The following is a 20,542-nucleotide window of genomic DNA, read 5'->3' on the forward strand; positions in this document are numbered from 1 at the left end:
ACATATCTAGCCGTTACCCGGTTGTTTCGAACGCTTGAACTCCGGGCATGAGCCGTAGGCGCTGCGGGCAAAGAAGCTCGCTCCGCCGTGGTCCGGTGTCCGGCGTTCCGTTCGCCTCCGATCACCTCTGGCCTACCTTCGGCGCCACGTACGGCGTCCACGCACGGCGTCCACATGTTGGAATCGGCTTCCCGCTTCCTGAGCAGCAGACCCATCATGTAACCTGCACGAAATTTTGCCCTGGGCCAACGTCGTCCCTCGGTCTATCGCAAATGCCACGACGACGACGGGAGAGCCGATGCGTTCCGACGCCTGGTCGCCCATGGATGGCCGCCCCGCTGCGCAGGGCATGTATGACCCCCGTAACGAGCACGACGCCTGTGGCGTCGGGTTCGTGGCCACCCTGACCGGTGTGCCCGGCCACGAGATGGTCGAGCAGGCGCTGACCGTACTGCGCAATCTCGAACACCGGGGCGCCACCGGCTCCGAGCCCGACTCCGGCGACGGCGCCGGAATCCTGCTCCAGATCCCGGACGCCTTCCTGCGTGAGGTCACCGACTTCGCGCTGCCCGAGGCCGGCTCGTACGCCGTCGGAATCGCCTTCCTGCCCGCCGAGAACCCGGACGAATTCGTCTCACAGATCGAGACGATCGCCGCCGAGGAAGACATCGACGTCCTCGGCTGGCGCGAGGTGCCCGTCGCCCCGCAGATGCTCGGTGCCATCGCGCGCGCCACGATGCCGGTCTTCCGCCAGATCTTCGTCGCCGCCCGCAGGGGCGACGACGCCCGCACCGGCATCGACCTGGACCGCAAGGCGTTCGTCCTGCGCAAGCGCGCCGAGCGCGAGGCCGGGATCTACTTCCCCTCGCTCTCCGCCCGCACGATCGTCTACAAGGGCATGCTGACCACCGGCCAGCTGGAGCCCTTCTTCCCCGACCTCTCCGACCGCCGCTTCGCGACCGCCGTCGCCGTGGTGCACTCGCGCTTCTCCACCAACACCTTCCCGAGCTGGCCGCTCGCCCACCCGTACCGCTTCGTCGCCCACAACGGCGAGATCAACACGGTCAAGGGCAACCGCAACTGGATGAAGGCCCGAGAGTCCCTGCTGGCCTCCGACGTGTTCGGTGACGACCCCCGCACGCTGGAGAGCACCTTCCCCGTCTGCACCCCCGACGCCTCCGACTCGGCGTCCTTCGACGAGGTCCTGGAACTGCTCCACCTCGGCGGCCGGTCGCTGCCGCACTCCGTGCTGATGATGGTCCCCGAGGCGTGGGAGAACCACGACTCCATGGACCCCGCCCGGCGCGCCTTCTACCAGTACCACTCCACGATGATGGAGCCCTGGGACGGCCCCGCCTGCGTCACCTTCACCGACGGCGTCCAGGTCGGCGCGGTCCTCGACCGCAACGGACTGCGCCCCGGCCGCTACTGGGTCACCGACGACGGCCTCGTCGTCCTCTCCTCCGAGGTCGGCGTCCTGGACATCGACCCCGCGAAGGTCGTCCGCAAGGGCCGCCTCCAGCCCGGCCGTATGTTCCTCGTCGACACCGCCGAGCACCGCATCATCGAGGACGACGAGATCAAGGCGACCCTCGCCGCCGAGAAGCCGTACCAGGAGTGGCTGGAAGCCGGCGAGATCGAGCTGGAGGATCTCCCCGAGCGCGAGCACATCGTGCACACGCACGCCTCCGTCACCCGCCGCCAGCAGACCTTCGGCTACACCGAGGAAGAACTGCGGATCATCCTCGCCCCGATGGCCCGCACCGGCGGCGAACCGCTCGGCTCCATGGGCACCGACAGCCCGATCGCCGCGCTCTCCGCCCGCCCCCGACTGCTGTTCGACTACTTCACGCAGCTGTTCGCGCAGGTCACCAACCCGCCGCTGGACGCCATCCGCGAGGAGCTCGTCACCTCGCTGCGCTCCACCCTCGGCCCCGCCGGCAATCTGCTGAAGCCGACCGCCGCCGCCTGCCGCAGCGTCACGCTGCCCTTCCCGGTGATCGACAACGACGAGCTGGCCAAGCTCATACACGTCAACGCCGACGGCGACATGCCGGGCATGACCGCCGCCACGCTCTCCGGCCTCTACCGGGTCGGCGGCGGGGGCGAGGCCCTGGCCGCGCGTATCGAGGAGATCCGCGCCGAGGCCGACGCCGCGATCGAGGGCGGCGCGCGGATCATCGTGCTCTCCGACCGGCACTCCGACGCCGAGCACGCGCCCATCCCGTCGCTGCTGCTCACCGCCGCCGTGCACCACCACCTCATCCGCACCAAGCAGCGCACCCAGGTCGGACTGCTGGTCGAGGCCGGTGACGTACGCGAGGTGCACCACGTCGCGCTGCTCATCGGCTACGGCGCCGCCGCCGTCAACCCCTACCTCGCGATGGAGTCCGTCGAGGACCTCGTCCGCGCGGGCACGTTCATCGAGGGCCTGGAGCCCGAGCACGCCATCCGCAACCTGATCTACGCGCTCGGCAAGGGCGTCCTGAAGGTCATGTCCAAGATGGGCATCTCCACCGTCGCCTCCTACCGGGGCGCGCAGGTCTTCGAGGCCGTCGGTCTCGACGAGGCCTTCGTGGAGAAGTACTTCAGCGGTACGGCGACCAAGATCGGCGGCGCCGGGCTCGACATCGTCGCCCAGGAGGTCGCCGCCCGCCACGCCAAGGGCTACCCGGCCTCCGGCATCTCCGCGTCGCACCGCGCGCTGGACATCGGCGGCGAGTACCAGTGGCGCCGCGAGGGCGAGCCGCACCTCTTCGACCCGGACACGGTCTTCCGCCTCCAGCACGCCACCCGCAACCGCCGCTACGACATCTTCAAGCAGTACACGGACCGGGTGAACGAGCAGTCCGAGCGCCTCATGACGCTGCGCGGACTCTTCAGCATCGACTCCGGCCGTGAGCCCGTCGCCCTGGACGAGGTCGAGCCCGTCTCCGAGATCGTCAAGCGCTTCTCCACCGGCGCCATGTCGTACGGCTCCATCTCCAAGGAGGCGCACGAGACCCTCGCCGTCGCGATGAACCGGCTCGGCGGCAAGTCCAACACCGGCGAGGGCGGCGAGGACGCCGACCGGCTGCACGACCCGGAGCGCCGCTCGGCCATCAAGCAGGTCGCCTCCGGCCGCTTCGGCGTCACGAGCGAGTACCTCGTCAACGCCGACGACATCCAGATCAAGATGGCCCAGGGCGCCAAGCCCGGCGAGGGCGGCCAGCTGCCCGGCCACAAGGTCTACCCGTGGGTCGCCAAGACCCGGCACTCCACGCCCGGCGTCGGCCTCATCTCGCCGCCGCCGCACCACGACATCTACTCCATCGAAGACCTCGCCCAGCTGATCCACGATCTCAAGAACGCCAACCCGGCCGCCCGCATCCACGTGAAGCTGGTCTCCGAGGTCGGCGTCGGCACGGTCGCCGCCGGTGTCTCCAAGGCACACGCCGACGTGGTCCTGATTTCGGGACACGACGGCGGTACGGGCGCCTCCCCGCTCACCTCGCTCAAGCACGCGGGCGGCCCCTGGGAGCTGGGCCTCGCCGAGACCCAGCAGACCCTGCTGCTCAACGGTCTGCGCGACCGCATCGTCGTGCAGACCGACGGCCAGCTCAAGACCGGCCGCGACGTCGTCGTCGCCGCGCTGCTCGGCGCCGAGGAGTTCGGCTTCGCCACCGCGCCGCTCGTCGTCTCCGGCTGCGTCATGATGCGCGTCTGCCACCTCGACACCTGTCCGGTGGGCATCGCCACCCAGAACCCGGTGCTGCGCGAGCGCTTCTCCGGCAAGGCCGAGTACGTCGTCAACTTCTTCGAGTTCATCGCCGAGGAAGTCCGCGAACTGCTGGCCGAGTTGGGCTTCCGTACGCTCGAAGAGGCCGTCGGCCACGCCGAGTTCCTCAACACCGAGCGGGCCGTGGACCACTGGAAGGCACAGGGCCTGGACCTCAAGCCGCTCTTCCACGTACCGATCCTGGGCGCCGGCGCCGTACGGCACCGGATCGTCGAGCAGGACCACGGCCTGGCCAAGGCGCTCGACAACCAGCTGATCAAGCTCGCCGCCGACGCGCTCGGTGCCGAGAGCGCCGAGGCCGCGCAGCCGGTCCGCGCGCAGATCGCGATCCGCAACATCAACCGCACCGTCGGCACGATGCTCGGCCACGAGGTGACCAAGAGGTTCGGTGGCGCGGGCCTGCCCGACGACACCATCGACATCACCTTCACCGGCTCGGCGGGCCAGTCCTTCGGTGCCTTCCTGCCCAGCGGCGTCACGCTGCGCCTGGAGGGCGACGCCAACGACTACGTCGGCAAGGGCCTCTCCGGCGGCCGGGTCGTCGTCCGCCCCGACCGGGGCGCCGACCACCTCGCCGAGTACTCGACCATCGCGGGCAACACCATCGCGTACGGCGCGACCGGCGGCGAACTGTTCCTGCGCGGCCGTACCGGCGAACGCTTCTGCGTCCGCAACTCCGGTGCCACGGTGGTCTCCGAGGGCGTCGGCGACCACGGCTGCGAGTACATGACCGGCGGCCACGCCGTCGTACTGGGCGAGACGGGACGCAACTTCGCGGCCGGCATGTCCGGCGGTGTCGCGTACGTCATCGACCTCGACCCGGACAACGTCAACGCCGGCAACCTCGGCGCCGTCGAGACCGACCTCTCCGCGACCGACAGGGAGTGGCTGCACGACGTCGTGCGCCGCCACCACGAGGAGACCGGCTCCACCGTCGCCGAGAAGCTGCTGACCGACTGGGACACCTCCGTGGCCCGCTTCAGCAAGATCATTCCTTCCACCTACAAGGCAGTGCTCGCCGCCAAGGACGCCGCTGAGCTCGCCGGTCTCTCCGAGCAGGAGACCACTGAGAAGATGATGGAGGCGGCGACCAATGGCTGACCCCAAGGGCTTCCTGACCACCGGGCGTGAGACGGCCAGAACCCGCCCCGTGGAGGAGCGCAAGAAGGACTGGAACGAGGTCTACGTTCCGGGCTCGCTGCTCCCGATCATCAGCAAGCAGGCCGGGCGCTGCATGGACTGCGGCATCCCCTTCTGCCACAACGGCTGTCCGCTCGGCAATCTCATCCCCGAGTGGAACGACTACGCGTACCGCGAGGACTGGACGGCGGCGAGCGAGCGCCTGCACGCCACCAACAACTTCCCGGAGTTCACCGGCCGGCTCTGCCCCGCGCCGTGCGAGTCCGCGTGCGTCCTGGCCATCAACCAGCCCGCCGTCACGATCAAGAACGTCGAGGTCTCCATCATCGACAAGGCGTGGGACAACGGCGACGTCGTCCCGCGCCCCCCGGAGCGGCTGTCCGGCAAGACCGTCGCCGTCATCGGCTCGGGCCCGGCGGGCCTGGCCGCGGCCCAGCAGCTCACCCGGGCCGGCCACACGGTCGCCGTGTACGAGCGCGCCGACCGCATCGGCGGCCTGCTGCGCTACGGCATCCCCGAGTTCAAGATGGAGAAGTCCCACATCAACCGCCGTATCGAGCAGATGCGCGCGGAGGGCACCAAGTTCCGTACGGAGACGGAGATCGGCCGCGACATCGACGCGGCGAAGCTCCGCAGGCGCTACGACGCCGTGGTCATCGCGGCCGGCGCCACCATCTCCCGCGACCTGCCCGTGCCCGGCCGCGAGCTGAACGGCATCCACTTCGCCATGGAGTACCTGCCGCTCGCCAACAAGGTGCGGGAGGGCGACCTGACCGTCTCCCCGATCAGCGCCGAGGGCAAGCACGTCGTGGTCATCGGCGGCGGCGACACCGGCGCGGACTGCGTCGGTACGGCGCACCGCCAGGGCGCCGCGTCCGTCACCCAGCTGGAGATTATGCCCCGGCCGGGCGAGGACCGGGCACCGAACCAGCCCTGGCCGACCTTCCCGATGCTCTACAAGGTCACCTCCGCGCACGAGGAGGGCGGCGAGCGGATCTACTCCGTCTCCACCACCCACTTCGAGGGCGACGCGGACGGCAACGTCCAGTCGCTGCACCTCACCGAGGTCGAGTTCTCGGACGGCCGTCCGGTGCCGAAGCCGGGCAGCGAGCGGACCATCCCCGCCCAGCTGGTCACCCTCGCGATGGGCTTCACCGGTACCGACCGGGAGAACGGCCTGGTCGACCAGTTCGGCCTCGAACTGGACGCGCGCGGCAACATCTCACGGGACGCCGACTACGCGACCAACGTCGACGGCGTGTACGTTGCCGGTGACGCGGGTCGCGGCCAGTCCCTGATCGTGTGGGCCATCGCTGAAGGCCGTTCGGCGGCGCGCGGCGTCGACCGCTATCTGACCGGGGCGAGCGATCTGCACGCCCCGATCCGTCCGACGGACCGCTCACTCACGGTCTGACGGAGAAGAGAACGTCCCGTACAACGGCGTACGGGCGGTGACGGCCCGGGGGACGTCCCCTGGACCCTCCGCAAGACACGGCGCCCGCCAGTCCCCGACCGGACGACGGCGGGCGCCGTGGCATGTGTTTCTGATGATGTGTAGCCTCGACGGACCCCCCGCGCCCCGTACGAGTGATCGGCGGCACGTATGACCACGGCGCACTCCGCGGCAGGCCCCGCGATCAGTCTCGTCAAGGTCGAGGAGACCGCGCCCGCGCTCGTCGAGCACTACCGGGCGGCGGGCGTATCACTGCGCAAGCACGGGATGAGCGGGCAGCGCGCCGCCGTCTATCTGGTCCTGGACCACTCCGGATCGATGCGCGAGTACTACCGGGACGGTCAAGTCCAGGCCTTCGCCGACCGGGTGCTCGGCCTCTCGGCGAATCTGGACGACGACGGTGTCGTGCCCGTCGTGTTCTTCTCCACCGGCATCGACGCCGTGACGGACATCGCGCTCGCGGAGCACCGCGGGCGTATCGACCGGATCGTGGCCGGGCTCGGGCACATGGGCAGGACCAGCTACCACCTCGCCATGGACGCGGTGATCGACCACTATCTGGACAGCGGGTCCACCGCGCCCGCGCTGGTGGTCTTCCAGACCGACGGCGGGCCCGCCGACAAGGTCGCCGCCGAGCGCTATCTCTGCAAGGCGGCCGAACTTCCGCTGTTCTGGCAGTTCGTCGGCTTCGGGGACAAGCGCAGTTCGCAGTTCAACTTCCTCAAGAAACTTGACGAGTTGGCCGTCCCGCAGAAGCGGTCCGTCGACAACGCGGGCTTCTTCCACGCGGGTCTCGACCCGTGCGAGGTGCCGGACGACGTCCTGTACGACCGGCTTGTCGCGGAATTCCCGCAGTGGCTCGGCGCGGCCCGCGCGCGGGGCGTCGTCCGCGGCTGACCGGCCACGACACCGCCCGTACACCGTTCGATAGGCCCCGGGCGTGTCGGACCCACGTCGGCCCCGCGGGCGTGCTAGGCTGACTGCGTTGCAGTTTTGGTACCCATGAACTTTATGTGCGCCTGACGGGAATGTTCCTCAGGCGCATTTTATTGTTTTCGCCGGCTTCTCCGGATGGGGCTCAATGCGGCGACGAGGAATCCGTGAAGTGCGGATTCGTCTCTGCACCTGTTTTAGGAGAATGACATGGCTACTGGAACCGTGAAGTGGTTCAACTCGGAAAAGGGCTTCGGCTTCATCGAGCAGGACGGCGGCGGCGCCGACGTCTTCGCCCACTACTCGAACATCGCCACCCAGGGCTTCCGTGAGCTCCAGGAGGGCCAGAAGGTCTCGTTCGACGTCACGCAGGGCCAGAAGGGCCCGCAGGCGGAGAACATCGTCCCGGCCTAATTTCCGGACGCGTACCTCGCAGCCGGGGCCCGCACCTGCACGGTGCGGGTCCCGGCTTGTGCTGTCCACAGGCCCAGGAAGGTTCTTTAACCGAATGACTCGCTCCGAACGCCCCGCCCGCGCACCCCGCCCGGCCGGCAAGCGCCCGGTCAACTCCCGTGCGAAGAGCCCCGCGAAAGGCACGGCGAAGGCGCCGGTCCGCCGCGCCGCGCGCCCGCAGGAGTTCACGCTGCCGGACACCATCACCCCCGCGCTGCCCGCCGTCGAGGCGTTCGACGAGCTCGACATGCCCGCGGCCCTGCTCAAGACCCTCACCTCACTGGGTGTGACCGAGCCCTTCCCGATCCAGGGCGCCACCCTCCCGAACTCCCTCGCGGGCCGCGACATCCTCGGCCGGGGCCGTACCGGATCCGGTAAGACCCTCGCCTTCGGACTCGCGCTGCTGGCCCGTCTCGCCGGCCGCCGCGCCGAGCCGCGCGCGCCGTACGCGATGGTGCTGGTGCCGACGCGCGAGCTGGCCCAGCAGGTCACCGACGCCCTCACCCCGTACGCCACCGCCGTGAACCTGCGCATGGCGACCGTCGTCGGCGGTCTGTCGATCAGCAAGCAGGCCGGACAGCTTCGCCGGGGCGCCGAGGTGCTCGTGGCGACGCCCGGCCGGCTCAAGGACCTCATCGAGCGCGGCGACTGCCGGCTGGACCAGGTCACCATCACCGTCCTCGACGAGGCCGACCAGATGGCCGACATGGGCTTCATGCCGCAGGTCACCGCGCTGCTGAAGCAGGTGCGGCCGGACGGACAGCGGATGCTGTTCTCCGCGACGCTGGACAAGAACATCGACCGGCTCGTACGGCAGTACCTGACCGACCCCGTCGTCCACTCCGTCGACCCCTCGCAGGGCGCGGTCACGACGATGGAGCACCACGTCCTGCACGTGATGGACGAGACCGACAAGAAGGCCGTCACGATGCGCATCGCGGCCCGCGAGGGCCGGGTGCTGCTGTTCCTGGACACCAAGCGGGCGGTGGACCGGCTGGTCAAGCGGCTGCTGGCGAGCGGTGTACGGGCCTCCGGCCTGCACGGCGGCCGGTCGCAGCCGCAGCGCAACCGGACGCTCGACCAGTTCAAGACCGGGCTGGTGACCGTGCTCGTCGCGACGAACGTCGCGGCGCGCGGCATCCACGTCGACGATCTCGACCTGGTCGTCAACGTCGACCCGCCCGTCGACCACAAGGACTATCTGCACCGCGGCGGGCGCACCGCGCGCGCCGGCGAGTCCGGCAGCGTCGTGACGCTCGTCCTGCCCGAGCAGAAGCGGGACATGACGCGGCTGATGTCCGACGCGGGTATCGCCCCCCGGATCACCAGCGTGAAGTCGACCGACGAGGAACTGGCGCGGCTGACCGGTGCGCGCGAGCCCTCCGGGGTCGCGATCACCATCGAGGTGCCGCAGGCCGCCGTGCAGAAGCCGCAGAAGGCGCGCGCGTCGCGTCCGGCGCGGCGGAGCAACGGCGCCGGTTCGGGCGGCGGCGGCGGGGCCCGACTGGGCGCGGCCGGTGCCGGTGGCTCCGGGCGCGGCAGCCGCGGCGGTCGTCGTGGCCGGCCGCCGGAGCGCGGCGCCGAGGGCGGTCGTCGCACCGCGGCGTAGCCGACGCTGTTTGTTCATCGAGGGCCGGACGGGCCGACAGCCCGTCCGGCCCTCGACGTATCGGCGGCAAACCGACGACGACGGGCGGATGCCGTGCCCGTACCGCCCGGTTAACTTCCCGAAAACTCCACCGACTTGACATTGACGTGCACACGTCTACGCGCGTCATTATGTGGGCATGCGAATCCCCCCACGAATCGCCCTCATCGGCGGCGCCGCCGCCCTCCTGTCCACCCTCCTGGTCGGCGGCACGGTCGCGACCACGGCCACCGCCGCCCCGCTCGCGGTCGGCGACATCTGCTACTCCGACCTCCCGTCCCAGGCGCACGACACCCTCGACCTGATCGACGCGGGCGGGCCCTACCCGTACCCGCAGGACGACGGGGTCTTCCAGAACCGCGAGGGCATCCTGCCGCAGCAGTCCACCGGCTACTACCACGAGTACACCGTCAGGACTCCGGGCTCCTCCGACCGGGGCGCGCGCCGCATCGTGACCGGTAACACGCAGCAGGACTACTACACCGCCGACCACTACGCGTCCTTCGACCTCGTCGACCACGGCTGCTGATCCCGCACCACCGTCGGCACGACGAACAGACGGGTAGCCTCCGCCCCATGACTGTGACGTATGTGATCCCCGGGGCGGAGGTCACCGGCCTGGAGCGGTTCTGGCAGGTGATCGGCGAGGCCGTGAACGGCCCGGACGGCTACTTCGGCCGTAATCTCGACGCGTTCGCCGACTGCCTCGGCGGCGGCTACGGGACGCCGGACGACCGGGACTTCGCCATCGAGTGGCGCGACCACGAACTCTCGCGCCGCGCGCTCGGCCACGAGGAGACGGCACGGCAGCTCCGGCTCCGGCTGGCGCGCGTGCCGGAGGTCAACAGGGCCTCGGTGCGAGGGCAGTTGGCCGAGGCGGAAGCCGGCCGCGGCAGCACGGTCTTCGACTGGCTCACGGAGATCATCGACGACCGCGCACCGGGCGTACTGCGGCTGCTCTGATACCGCCGGCGCCTCACCGGCCGCGCGGCAGCAGCCCCTCCAGCCTGCGCCGGACCGCGGCGTCGGGCAGCCGGCGCACCGCGTCGGCCGCCGTCTCGCGCGCGCGGCCCGTCACCGACCCGACGGCGAGCATGCGCGCCAGGGCGTCCACCGCCCGCGGATCCCGGCGCACCACGAGACCCCGCGCCGCCTCGGCCGCCGTGACCGCCACCGGATCCGTCAGCCGGGCCGCCAGCGCCTCGCGGACCGCGGGCGTGTCGGCGCCGCTCCCCGCCAGGGCCGTCGTCGCCCGCTCCCGCACCGCGTTGTCCAGGTCCGCGCTCAGCGCCGTCAGCGCCCCGACCCCCTCCTCGTGACCGCCCGGTACCAGGGCGGCCAGCGCCACGGCCACCCGGCGGCGTATCCCCGCGTCCGGATGGGCGGCGTGCCGCAGGATCTCCGGCAGGCCGGCCACCTCGCCCTGCTCCCCGAGCGCCGTCACGCACGCGCCGATCAGCTCCGGGGTGTCCGCGCCCGCGCACAACTCCCGCAGCGGCGCCAGCGCACGGGCCGCGAACGGCCTGCTCCCGTCCGCCGCGCCCAGACGCGCGAGTACGTCGGCCGCGAAGGCGCGACGCGGCGGCTCGTCACTCGCGCACCAGGCGAGCGCCGCCTGGAACGACTCCTCGTCGCCCCGTCGCCACAGCGCGGCCACCGGCTCCCGCCAGCCGTCCCGGTCCGGCACCGCGCACCGCAGCGCCCGATCCGCCAGTTCCTCGAACGGCGTCCGGACACCCAGGGACTCCTCCAGCAGCGTGGCGATGGCCCCGTGCCCGGTCTGCCGCTCCAGGCTCGCGACCGGCACACCGTCCTTCAGCGTCTCGACGACGACCGTCACCCCGCCGTCCTCCTCGATCCGGCGCACCACCATCTCGTCCCCCTCGCCGGCCATCGGCAGGAGCTCGGCGTGCAGTTCGTGCTCCACCGCCTCCGGCGCGGTCCACCGCCGTGCCTCGGCGAGCGCCTGTTCACGCGCGCCCGCCCCGTGCCGCAGCAGGGCCCGCACGGTCGACGGCGAGCCGCGCCGGGCGGCCGTCACCAGCGGCGGCTCGCCGTCCGGGGCGCCGCCGCCGGGGCCCGGGAGGCCGGGGTCCGCGCCGTGCGCCAGCAGCGCCTCCACCGTGCCCGCGTGGCCCTGCCCGACGGCCCAGGCCAGCGCCGTGAAGCCGTACGCCTCGCGCCGGTCGGGGCTCGCGCCCGCCGCCAGCAGGGCCACCACCACCTCCGTATGACCCCCGCACGCGGCCCCGCACAGCGGCAGGTCGCCGCCGTCGGGTCCGCTCGCGCGCTCGGGATCGGCGCCCGCCGCCAGCAGCAGCCGGACCGCGCCCGGTTCGTCGCTGACCGCGGCGGCGTAGAGCACGCTCTGGCCGTCCTGATCGGTCGCCTCGGCGGGCACGCCGGAGCGGAGCAGAGCGACAACGGCGTCGTCCCGGCCCTCGTACACGGCCGAGAACAGTTCGTCCCGCGCGAGGTCGGAGACCGCTGTCCGCTCATTCGTCATACTTCGACCTTCGCCCGGGAAGGTCATTCACGCCAAATCGACAAGTCGATGACCATCTGTCACCTGCGGTGAAGTCCCCCTCGGGGGACGGCAGTTCAGGTGTCGCAGTCGAGCACGGTGTGACAGAGCTGGCACCGTGCCCGCACCCGGCCCCTGACCGGAACACGGATGCGCTGATGGCAGGTGGGGCAGGGGAACGACACCCGGGGCCCGTCGGCGAGCGTCTCGAAGGCGTACGCGCGCCCCGTGTCGCCGGACCCCGACCCCGACCCGGATCCCGGCTCGCCGGGGTGGTCCAGCGCGTAACGCCGGTCCTTGGCGTAGCGGTGCCGGCCCGACCAGCCCGCCGTGGTCAGCGGCGGCTGCTGCTCGTCCCGTACGGCCTGGGCCTTGCCCTTCGTGTACGCGGTGTAGCCCTGCGGGCTCGTGAACCAGATGCTCGGGTCCTCGTTGAACACGATGGCGCGCTTGGCCAGCACGTAGCCGAACTCCTCCGGCGTCAGATAGCCGAGCTTCTGGCTGGAGTCCCGGTCCTCCCGGAACGCGTCGAGCAGCAGCCAGCCCGCGCCCAGGTACGTGGTCACGGTGTCGGTCAGGATCTCGTTGTCGCGGGTGCCGGGGAAGCTCAGCCCGAGCCGGTGCAGCAGCACATGGGTGATCTCGTGCGCGAGCGCGGCGCCGATGTCCCTGCGGTGCGTCCGGAAGCGGTCGTTGAGCTCGATGAAGTACTCCGGCCCCGCCGTCAGCTCGACGCTCGCCGCGTGCTCCATCTCGCGGAAGCTGACGATCATCCGGGCGTCCGGCAGATGCAGCTGCTGCACCAGCGCGCGGGCGACCCGCTGCACCCCGAGATGGAGGTCGTCGTGATCGGCGAAGGCGACATCGGCGGGCGCGACGCTGGTGTCGTACTGCCGGACGCCGTCGTCCGACAGGCGCCGGTAGAGCGCCGTGATGGCGGCCCGCGCGGTGTCGAGATGCGGATAGCCGTGTACGACCGGGCTGCCGTTCGTCGCGCCTCTGTCCGTCACGCCACTACCCCTTCGTAGGACGGTCGACCGTCCTCAACTGTACGGCGGCGGGCTCCCGGCGGGCGGGCCGGCGGGGGCGGCGACAGGCCACTTCGCGGACCGCTCGGCGGACGCCGTACCCCGGTCGCCGGACGCCGGACGAGGCCCGACCGTCCGGTTGGCCGAAACTTACATCTTGTGCCACGGCTGATTTCTTCCCCATAATCCGGATCACGCTGTGGCGGGCGGATGCGGGCGATCTTCGTTCTGTCGGTCGTCGGTCGGCTTCGCCATGCGTACGGCACCCCCACGTGCTGAGCGTCATTCGTGCACAGCTTCACGCACGACAGCCCCACGCAAGACCAGCAAACGCACTGTTTCCCCCCACGAAAGGCAGTCAGTTGAGCTTCCTGCGTGCCCTCAAGAGATGTGCTGTCGTCGGCGCGGTCGTCATCGCCGGTGTCAGCCTGGGGCCCACCACCGCGTCGGCCGCCCCCACCCCTGCTCCGCCGGTCGTCGGCGGCACCCCCGCCGAGCAGGGTGAATTCCCCTTCATGGTCCGCCTCTCCATGGGCTGCGGCGGCGCGCTCTACGAGCAGGACATCGTCCTGACCGCCGCCCACTGCGTGGACGGCTCCGGTCCCGACACGAGCATCACCGCCACGGCGGGCGTCGTGGACCTCCAGAGCCCGGACGCCATCGAGGTCAACTCGACCGAGATCCTGCAGGCTCCCGGCTACAACGGCACCGGCAAGGACTGGGCGCTGATCAAGCTCGCCGAGCCGATCGACCTGCCCACGCTCGACATAGCCACCGACGACTCGTTCAACAACGGCGAGTTCACCGTCGCCGGCTGGGGTGCGGCGACCGAGGGCGGTGCCCAGGAGCGGTACATGCTCAAGGCCAACGTCCCGTTCGTCTCCGACGCGGACTGCGAGGGCGCGTACGGCAGCAGCCTCGTCCCGTCCGAGGAGATCTGCGCCGGCTTCGTCGACGAGGGCGGGGTCGACACCTGCCAGGGCGACTCCGGCGGCCCGATGTTCCGTGACAACGGCGCGGGCGGCTGGATCCAGGTCGGCGTCGTGAGCTGGGGCCAGGGCTGCGCGCAGCCCGGCTTCCCGGGCGTCTACACCGAGGTCTCCACCTTCGCCGCCGACATCCGGTCGGCAGCGGCGGGTCTCTGACGCCCCGTCGCCCCCGGCGAGGGGGTCGCCCACGTGCGGCGCGCCCAGGATGGCGTACTGAGCGCGTGAGGTGACACGCATCATCAGGAGGGGTGGGTTCCGGACCGGTCGGTCCGGGACCCACCCCTCCTTTCTTCGGGCTCACTCGCCGGGGCCGCCCGGCTTTCGCCCGTGTGGGCGCCTTGTCGGTGGGCGCTCGCGCGGCGGCCGGGGGTGAGGGGGCGTTCCGGTGTTCGGTGGCCGGACGGCGACCGGAGGCCGACCGTTCGGTTGGCCGAGATTCGTATCTTGTGGGGCCGCTCCTGCCCTCCGGATAATCCGGATCGCGTTCCTGTCGGGCTCATGCCAACGTCGCGCAACGCGCGTCGACCCGTGTGTCCTACAGGAGCACATCCCTCAAGCCCCCACGAAAGGCAGACCGTTGAGCATTCAGGGTGTCCTCAAGAGATGCGTCGCCGCCGGCGCTGTCATGCTCGCCGCCATCAGCCTCCAGACCACCGCCCACGCCGCGCCCGTGCCGGACGCGCCCAAGACGCAGGCCGCCGCCCCCCTCGCGCCTCCCGTCGTCGGCGGCACCCGCGCCGCGCAGGGTGAGTTCCCCTTCATGGTCCGTCTCTCCATGGGCTGTGGCGGCTCGCTGTACTCGCCCACCGTCGTGCTCACCGCGGCCCACTGTGTGAGCGGATCGGGCAACAACACCAGCATCACCGCCACCGCCGGTGTCGTGGACCTCCAGAGCACCAGCGCCATCAAGGTCCGCTCCACCAAGGTCCTCCAGGCCCCCGGCTACAACGGCACGGGCAAGGACTGGGCGCTCATCAAGCTCGCCACGCCCATCAACCTGCCGACCCTGAAGATCGCCACCACCACGGCGTACAACAGCGGCAACTTCACCGTCGCCGGCTGGGGTGCGGCCACCGAGGGCGGCGCCCAGCAGCGCTACCTCCTCAAGGCCACCGTCCCGTTCGTCTCCGACGCCAGCTGCAACTCCTCCTACGGCGGCCAGATCATCGCCTCCGAAGAGATCTGCGCCGGCTTCGCCGCCGGCGGCACGGACACCTGCCAGGGTGACTCCGGCGGCCCGATGTTCCGCAAGGACAACGCCGGCGCCTTCATCCAGGTCGGCATCGTGAGCTGGGGCAACGGCTGCGCCCGGCCCAACTACCCCGGCGTCTACACCGAGGTCTCCACCTTCGCCTCCGCCATCGCGTCGGCCGCCTCCACTCTCTGACCCGTCCCACCTGAACGTGTGACCCGCGGGGGCGGGACAGGTCACGGACACGCCGTCGGCGCGTTAGTCCAAGACCTGTCCCGCCTTTGTCCATGGGCGCACCCGCTCCTCGCGACGCAGATTGACGTGCACGGAACACCGTGGACGAAGAGGAGCTCCGTGTACGCACACGCAGCACACCGAGGCCCCCGCCGCAGAACCGTCGTGGCCGCCACCGCGCTCGCGGGGGCGGGCGCCGTCCTCGCCGCTCCGGGCGGCGCCTTCGCGGCCGGTACGGGGGCACCCGCCGCCACCGCGCCCGCCCCCGGCACCCGCGAGAGGGTCCTGCGCTCCCGCGAGCTGGAGGTCCGCGTCGACAGCGGCTTCCCGCGCGTCGTGTCGTACACCGACCGCGGCACCCGCTCCGTCCTGCACGGGCAGAGCGCCACCGTCACCGGCGTCCTTCTCGACGGGAAGCCGCACACCCCACGCGTCACCACCCGGCCGGCCGGACGTGGCCGGATCTCGTACACCCTCACCTTCGACGGCGGCACCCGGATCGACGTCGAGATCGCCGTCCACGGATGGCGCGTCGACTGGCGCGTCACCCGCGTCACGGACACCGAGGCCCTGCGCGTCGGCACACTGGAACTGCCCGAACTCGCCCTGCTCTCCGTACGGAGCGACCAGAGCGGCGCGACACTGCTGGCCGCCCGCGTCGAGATCGACAAGGCCAGGAGCGGCGACACCCTCGTCCGGGTCACCCCCGACACCCCCGAAAGAGCGGCGGCCGGCTGCGCGTACGCCGTCGTGGCGCACGACCGGCTCGGCGGCGCGATCGAGACCAACACCGTGTACGACAAGCCAGGCACCGGCACCACCTGGGACATAGGACAGCGCCTCGAACGCCTCGCACCGGGCACGTACGCCGCGTCCGTACAGGTCGAGGTCGGGAAGACGCCGGGGGAGCGGCGCCGGGCGGCCCTTGAGGTCCGCACGTCCGACGGAGTGACGGCGGTCAACTGGACCGAGACCTCCACGGCGGGCAACCACGTGGCCGCCGACCGCAAGCACGGCACCCGCTTCCAAAGGATGTTCACCCACTTCACCGTCCCCGAGCGGGGCGGCCCCGTCGACCTCGGGCTGACGGCGGAGGCGGGCGAGGCACGCGTGCGCTTTGACAACGTACGCGTCGTCGCCGCGCATCGCTCCAGCCGGCCGGGCGCGCTGGTCTTCGAGGACTTCCAGCACGTCCCGCAGGGCTGGGGCGTCTTCGTGAAGGGCGACGCGGGCGGCGTCACCGACCCCCGCACCCATGTCGCCCAGCGGCACGCGCCGTTCACCCAGCGCGGCTGGAACGGCAAGGCGATCGACGATGTCATCGACGGCACCGAATCGCTCAAGTCACGCGGCGAGAACGACGGGCTGGTGTACCGCACGGTGCCGCACACCGTCCGCTTCGAACCGGGCACGCGCTACCGCGTCACCTTCCGCCACGAGAACGAGAAGGCCGGACAGTACGCCTGGATCACCGCCGTGGACGAGCCGGGGGAGCGGGAGCTGTCGCGTACGGGACTGCCCGTCGCGACCGAACCGACCGTCCTGAGCTACGAGTTCACCGCCCCGGACGAGGGGGAGGCGTGGGTGGGACTGCGCAAGGTGGGGGACGACGGCACGGCGGAGTTCGTACTCGACGCCTTCGAGGTCCGCGAGGTGTAGCAGGGCGTGGCCGCCCGGCAGCCACGTGGCCGCCGGGCGGGCCCGCACGGGCCCGCCCGTCAGGGGCCTTCACGCCAGCCGTACATGCCCCTCGCCCGCGCCCTCCAGCTCCAGCACCCACAGCTCGTTGCGCCCCGCGCGCAGCACCGGCCCCGGCACATACAGCGACTCCTGCGGGCCCACCGCCCAGTAGCGGCCCAGACAGCGGCCGTTGACCCAGACGAAGCCACGCGTCCAGCCCGGCAGCCAGAGCCGGGCGTCACCGGGGGAGGCGATGTCGAACGAACCCCGGTACAGGCCCCGCGCCCCCGGCCAGGACGGGGCGCGGAACGGCAGGGCCGCGACCGCCGCCGCGTCGTCGAAGGCGTCCAGCCGCAGCCCCCGCGCCCGTACCCCGTGCAGATACTGCCGCTCGTGCAGGAAACCGCCCGTGATCCCCTTCGGCTCACCCGTGCGCGGCCCGTAGTTGACCCGTCCCAGCGACTCCACCCACGCCTCGACCACCGCCGGCCCGGCCACCGGCTCCGCCAGCACCGGGTCCTCCTCACGCAGCACCCCCGCCCGGACCCCGTCGACCTGGACCACCGCCAGATCACGCAGCCCCGCCAGCGTGAGCGGATACGGCCGCCGGGGACCCGGCACCGCCACCCGGTAGCGCACCAGCCCCCGGTCCACGCCCAGTTCCTCGAAGGACGGCGGCATCGGCGTCCGCGTCTCCGGCCCGCCGAGCGCGTCGATCACCTCGTCCAGCGGCGCCCACACGTCCAGCTCCGCGCGTACCGGCCCGTCACCCAGCACGGGCGGCGCCGTCGGTACATCGGGCAGCGGCCCCTCCCCGTAGCCCGCCAGGACCTCCCGGAACAGCCAGAACTTCTCCGTGGGCCGCCCCGCCTCGTCCACCGGCGCGTCGTAGTCGTACGACGTCACGTCCGGCTCCAGCACACCGTCGTGCAGCGCGCCGGTCCGATTGGCGCCCGCCCGGCCCGCGAAGTTCGTGCCCCCGTGCGCCATGTAGATGTTCACCGACGCCCCGCACTCCAGGATCTCCCGCAGCGTCCCCGCCGCGTCCGCCGGATCGCGCACCACATGCCCGGCGCCCCAGTTGTCGAACCAGCCGCACCAGAACTCCATACACATCAGCGGACCCCCGGACCGGTGCTCACGCAGCGTCTCGAACGCCGCGCGCGCCGCCGAGCCGAAGTTCACCGTCGCCAGCACACCGGGCACCGAGCCACCCGTCAGCATGTGGTCCTCCGGGCCGTCGGAGGTGAACAGCGGCACGTCGATGCCGCGGGTACGGAGCAGCGCGGCCAGAGCCGAGAGGTACGGCAGGTCGGAGCCGTAACTCCCGTACTCGTTCTCGACCTGCACCATGATCACCGGGCCGCCGCGGTCGATCTGGCGGGAGACGACCTGCGGCAGGAGACGGCCGAACCACCGCTCCACCGAGGCCAGATACTCCGGATCGCTGGTCCGTACGCGCGCGCCCACCGCCGCCGTCAGCCAGTGCGGCAGCCCGCCGTTGTCCCACTCCGCGCAGATGTACGGGCCCGGCCGCACGATCGCCCACAGCCCCGCCTCGTCCGCCGCGTCCAGGAACCGGCCCAGCGCCTCCACGTCCGCGTAACGGCCCGGCGCGGGCTCGTGCAGATTCCAGGGGACGTACGTCTCCACACAGTTCAGGCCCATCGCGCGCAGCATCCGCAGCCGGTGCGGCCACAGCTCCTCGTGGACCCGGAAATAGTGCAGCGCCCCCGACAGGAGCCGCACCGGCCGGCCGTCCACCAGGAAATCCCGGTCACCTACAGTGAATTCGGCCACGGCCGCCGCCCTTCGGTTCGATCCTGCCCCAGGGGCCACCCTCACCCCCTGGCCAGGGGCGGGTCCATGGACAAAGATCGGCGGAGCATGGACGTACCGGGCACGCGGAGCTGAGCCGAGCCGGCCGACAGCGGCCGGAAGCGGCCGGAGAGGAGGGCGGAAGCGGATGTACCACACCTGGATGCGGTACTTCACGCCCAGCCCCGTCCACCACCGCCTCGGCCTCGTCTGCCTCGGCGTCGGCCTCCAGCACGGCCGGCTGCCGACCGTCGGACCCCGCGTCCTCGACCACCACGTCGCCGTCCTCATCGGCGCGGGCGGCGGCTGGTACCGCGACCCCGAAGGCCGCCGCACCACCGTCACCGCGCCCGCGCTGCTCTGGCTGCTCCCCGGCGTACCGCACCACTACGGCGCCGACCCCGAGACCGGCTGGGACGAGAGCTTCGTCGACTTCACCGGCCCCGCCACCGCCACGTACACCGAACTCGGCTACATCGAGACGGACCGCCCCGTCGTCCCCCTCTCCGACGCGGCCACCGCACGCACCGCCGTCGGCCGCATCGTCCGCGCCGCCCGGCGCGGCAACCCGCTCCTGGAGGTCGAGACCGGCGCCGCCGTCCACGAACTCCTCGTCGAACTGCGCCGTGCCCGCGCCGACACCAACGCCGAGGGCGACCTGGTCCTCCAGGCCCTCGCCCGCGACGCCTTCCTGCCGCTCTCCGTCGCCGAACACGCCGCCCGGCACGGCATGACCCCCGCCGAACTGCGCAACGCCGTGCGCGGGGGCGCGGGTTGCAGCCCCAAGGACTATCTCCTGGGCATCAGACTCGGCCGCGCCAAAGAACTCCTCGCCACCACCGAACTGCCCGTCGCCGCCGTCGCGCGCCGCGTCGGCTACGACGATCCGGCGTACTTCTCCCGGCTGTTCACGCGCCGCGTGGGCACCGCGCCGATCCGCTTCCGGGAACGCCAGGGCCGGACCGTCCCCGGCGGCTGGAGCGACCGCGTCCCGGACCCCGACCACCCGCCGACGATCACGACGACCCCTCCCCGGGACGCGTCCCCCGAGACGCCCCCGCGTGCCACGCGCCGCAGGCCCTAAGCTTCCGCACCATGACCACGAGTGACAAGGACGACGACGGCGGCGGCATCGACCGCTCCGTCCAGGACGAGCTGGACCGGCTCCGCGGCAGCATCGACAACATCGACGCGGCCGTCGTGCATATGCTGGCCGAACGGTTCAAATGCACCCAACAGGTCGGCGTCCTCAAGGCCGCCCACCACCTGCCGCCCGCCGACCCCGCCCGCGAATCCCGGCAGATCACCCGGCTCCGACAGCTCGCCGAGAGCGCCCGCCTCGACCCCGCGTTCGCCGAGAAGCTGCTGAACTTCATCATCGCCGAGGTGATCCGCCACCACGAGACGATCGCGGACGGCTCCGCACGCGACGACGCCTCCTAGGCCGTGTCTTCAAAGTCTCGCCCGGCCCGCGACGCCTGACACGCACGCTCGCCGCGTTGTCGGACTCGCCCAAGTACGCCCAGTACGAGAGCGATCCTCCGCCTTGCGATCGCACGCACCGGACGCCGCGGGCCCCGCCCTGCGGGCGGACGGCGCTACTTTGAAGACACGACCCAGTCGGTGTCCGCAAAGTCCCGCCCGGCCCGCGACGCCCCCTGGAGACCAGCAC

Annotated in this window: 14 protein-coding genes and 2 pseudogenes; 13 read left to right on the forward strand and 3 right to left on the reverse strand. The window is 71.5% G+C overall.

Features of this window, described 5'->3' with window-relative positions; translation table 11 throughout:
* Nucleotides 1–298: 298 nt before the first annotated feature.
* The 7 genes from gltB (at nucleotide 299) to P3L51_RS04030 (ending at nucleotide 10,368) form a co-directional block, all read left to right on the forward strand.
* A complete protein-coding gene (gene gltB / locus P3L51_RS04000; RefSeq protein WP_354603616.1) occupies nucleotides 299–4,879 on the forward strand; it encodes a glutamate synthase large subunit in 4,581 nt (1,526 codons plus the stop codon).
* On the forward strand, nucleotides 4,872–6,332 hold the full coding sequence (locus tag P3L51_RS04005) for a glutamate synthase subunit beta (protein WP_354603617.1): 1,461 nt from the start codon (nucleotides 4,872–4,874) through the stop codon (nucleotides 6,330–6,332). The genes gltB and P3L51_RS04005 overlap by 8 nt, the downstream gene beginning before the upstream one ends.
* Nucleotides 6,333–6,521: 189 nt before the next feature.
* Nucleotides 6,522–7,268, forward strand: coding sequence for a vWA domain-containing protein (locus tag P3L51_RS04010; RefSeq protein WP_354603618.1), 747 nt, complete (start codon nucleotides 6,522–6,524; stop codon nucleotides 7,266–7,268).
* Between the two features lie 246 nt (nucleotides 7,269–7,514).
* Entirely contained in the window at nucleotides 7,515–7,718 is a 204-nt protein-coding gene (locus P3L51_RS04015; protein WP_015607926.1) for a cold-shock protein, read from the forward strand.
* A gap of 94 nt (nucleotides 7,719–7,812) precedes the next feature.
* A complete protein-coding gene (locus P3L51_RS04020) occupies nucleotides 7,813–9,366 on the forward strand; it encodes a DEAD/DEAH box helicase (protein WP_354603619.1) in 1,554 nt (517 codons plus the stop codon).
* Nucleotides 9,367–9,544: 178 nt separating this feature from the next.
* On the forward strand, nucleotides 9,545–9,934 hold the full coding sequence (locus P3L51_RS04025) for a guanyl-specific ribonuclease (protein WP_354603620.1): 390 nt from the start codon (nucleotides 9,545–9,547) through the stop codon (nucleotides 9,932–9,934).
* Between the two features lie 47 nt (nucleotides 9,935–9,981).
* Complete coding sequence (locus P3L51_RS04030; RefSeq protein WP_354603621.1) at nucleotides 9,982–10,368, forward strand: barstar family protein; 387 nt, start codon at nucleotides 9,982–9,984, stop codon at nucleotides 10,366–10,368.
* Between the two features lie 13 nt (nucleotides 10,369–10,381).
* On the opposite strand, the gene P3L51_RS04035 is transcribed toward P3L51_RS04030, so the two are convergent.
* Nucleotides 10,382–11,911 carry an ankyrin repeat domain-containing protein gene (locus tag P3L51_RS04035; RefSeq protein WP_354603622.1) on the reverse strand — a complete coding sequence of 510 codons (1,530 nt, stop codon included), beginning with the start codon at nucleotides 11,909–11,911 and terminating at the stop codon, nucleotides 10,382–10,384.
* Between the two features lie 95 nt (nucleotides 11,912–12,006).
* Nucleotides 12,007–12,939, reverse strand: a complete 933-nt coding sequence (locus P3L51_RS04040; RefSeq protein ID WP_354603623.1) for a hypothetical protein — start codon at nucleotides 12,937–12,939, stop codon at nucleotides 12,007–12,009.
* Between the two features lie 380 nt (nucleotides 12,940–13,319).
* Here P3L51_RS04040 and P3L51_RS04045 point away from each other — a divergent pair, with 380 nt between their 5' ends.
* The 4 genes and pseudogenes from P3L51_RS04045 to P3L51_RS35950 form a co-directional block, all read left to right on the forward strand.
* Nucleotides 13,320–14,102 (forward strand): S1 family peptidase, encoded by a 783-nt coding sequence (locus P3L51_RS04045; protein ID WP_354603624.1) that lies wholly within the window; start codon nucleotides 13,320–13,322, stop codon nucleotides 14,100–14,102.
* Nucleotides 14,103–14,571: 469 nt separating this feature from the next.
* Nucleotides 14,572–15,333, forward strand: a complete 762-nt coding sequence (locus tag P3L51_RS04050) for a S1 family peptidase (protein WP_354603636.1) — start codon at nucleotides 14,572–14,574, stop codon at nucleotides 15,331–15,333.
* A gap of 204 nt (nucleotides 15,334–15,537) precedes the next feature.
* A pseudogene (locus P3L51_RS35945) lies at nucleotides 15,538–16,185 on the forward strand (endo-alpha-N-acetylgalactosaminidase family protein); the annotation flags it as partial.
* Nucleotides 16,186–16,203: 18 nt separating this feature from the next.
* Nucleotides 16,204–17,031: pseudogene (locus P3L51_RS35950) on the forward strand (endo-alpha-N-acetylgalactosaminidase family protein); the annotation flags it as partial.
* Nucleotides 17,032–17,100: 69 nt separating this feature from the next.
* Here P3L51_RS35950 and P3L51_RS04060 read toward each other — a convergent pair.
* Nucleotides 17,101–18,852: a glycoside hydrolase family 35 protein gene (locus P3L51_RS04060; RefSeq protein WP_354603626.1), complete on the reverse strand. Its 1,752-nt coding sequence runs from the start codon at nucleotides 18,850–18,852 to the stop codon at nucleotides 17,101–17,103.
* Between the two features lie 166 nt (nucleotides 18,853–19,018).
* On the opposite strand from P3L51_RS04060, the gene P3L51_RS04065 reads away from it, so the two are divergent.
* Both P3L51_RS04065 and P3L51_RS04070 read left to right on the forward strand, forming a co-directional pair.
* On the forward strand, nucleotides 19,019–19,954 hold the full coding sequence (locus tag P3L51_RS04065) for a helix-turn-helix domain-containing protein (protein ID WP_354603627.1): 936 nt from the start codon (nucleotides 19,019–19,021) through the stop codon (nucleotides 19,952–19,954).
* Between the two features lie 11 nt (nucleotides 19,955–19,965).
* Entirely contained in the window at nucleotides 19,966–20,313 is a 348-nt protein-coding gene (locus P3L51_RS04070) for a chorismate mutase (protein WP_354603628.1), read from the forward strand.
* Nucleotides 20,314–20,542 lie beyond the last annotated feature (229 nt).

It is taken from the genome of Streptomyces panacea, assembly GCF_040560175.1.
Lineage (GTDB): Bacteria > Actinomycetota > Actinomycetes > Streptomycetales > Streptomycetaceae > Streptomyces > Streptomyces panacea.

Coding starts and splice junctions, on each gene's coding strand:
- P3L51_RS04050 (WP_354603636.1), top strand. CDS start 14,572: ATGCTCGCCGCCATCAGCCTCCAGACCACCGCCCACGCCGCGCCCGTG.
- gltB (WP_354603616.1), top strand. CDS start 299: ATGCGTTCCGACGCCTGGTCGCCCATGGATGGCCGCCCCGCTGCGCAG.
- P3L51_RS04010 (WP_354603618.1), top strand. CDS start 6,522: ATGACCACGGCGCACTCCGCGGCAGGCCCCGCGATCAGTCTCGTCAAG.
- P3L51_RS04020 (WP_354603619.1), top strand. CDS start 7,813: ATGACTCGCTCCGAACGCCCCGCCCGCGCACCCCGCCCGGCCGGCAAG.
- P3L51_RS04025 (WP_354603620.1), top strand. CDS start 9,545: ATGCGAATCCCCCCACGAATCGCCCTCATCGGCGGCGCCGCCGCCCTC.
- P3L51_RS04015 (WP_015607926.1), top strand. CDS start 7,515: ATGGCTACTGGAACCGTGAAGTGGTTCAACTCGGAAAAGGGCTTCGGC.
- P3L51_RS04030 (WP_354603621.1), top strand. CDS start 9,982: ATGACTGTGACGTATGTGATCCCCGGGGCGGAGGTCACCGGCCTGGAG.
- P3L51_RS04070 (WP_354603628.1), top strand. CDS start 19,966: ATGACCACGAGTGACAAGGACGACGACGGCGGCGGCATCGACCGCTCC.
- P3L51_RS04035 (WP_354603622.1), bottom strand. CDS start 11,911: ATGACGAATGAGCGGACAGCGGTCTCCGACCTCGCGCGGGACGAACTG.
- P3L51_RS04065 (WP_354603627.1), top strand. CDS start 19,019: ATGTACCACACCTGGATGCGGTACTTCACGCCCAGCCCCGTCCACCAC.
- P3L51_RS04005 (WP_354603617.1), top strand. CDS start 4,872: ATGGCTGACCCCAAGGGCTTCCTGACCACCGGGCGTGAGACGGCCAGA.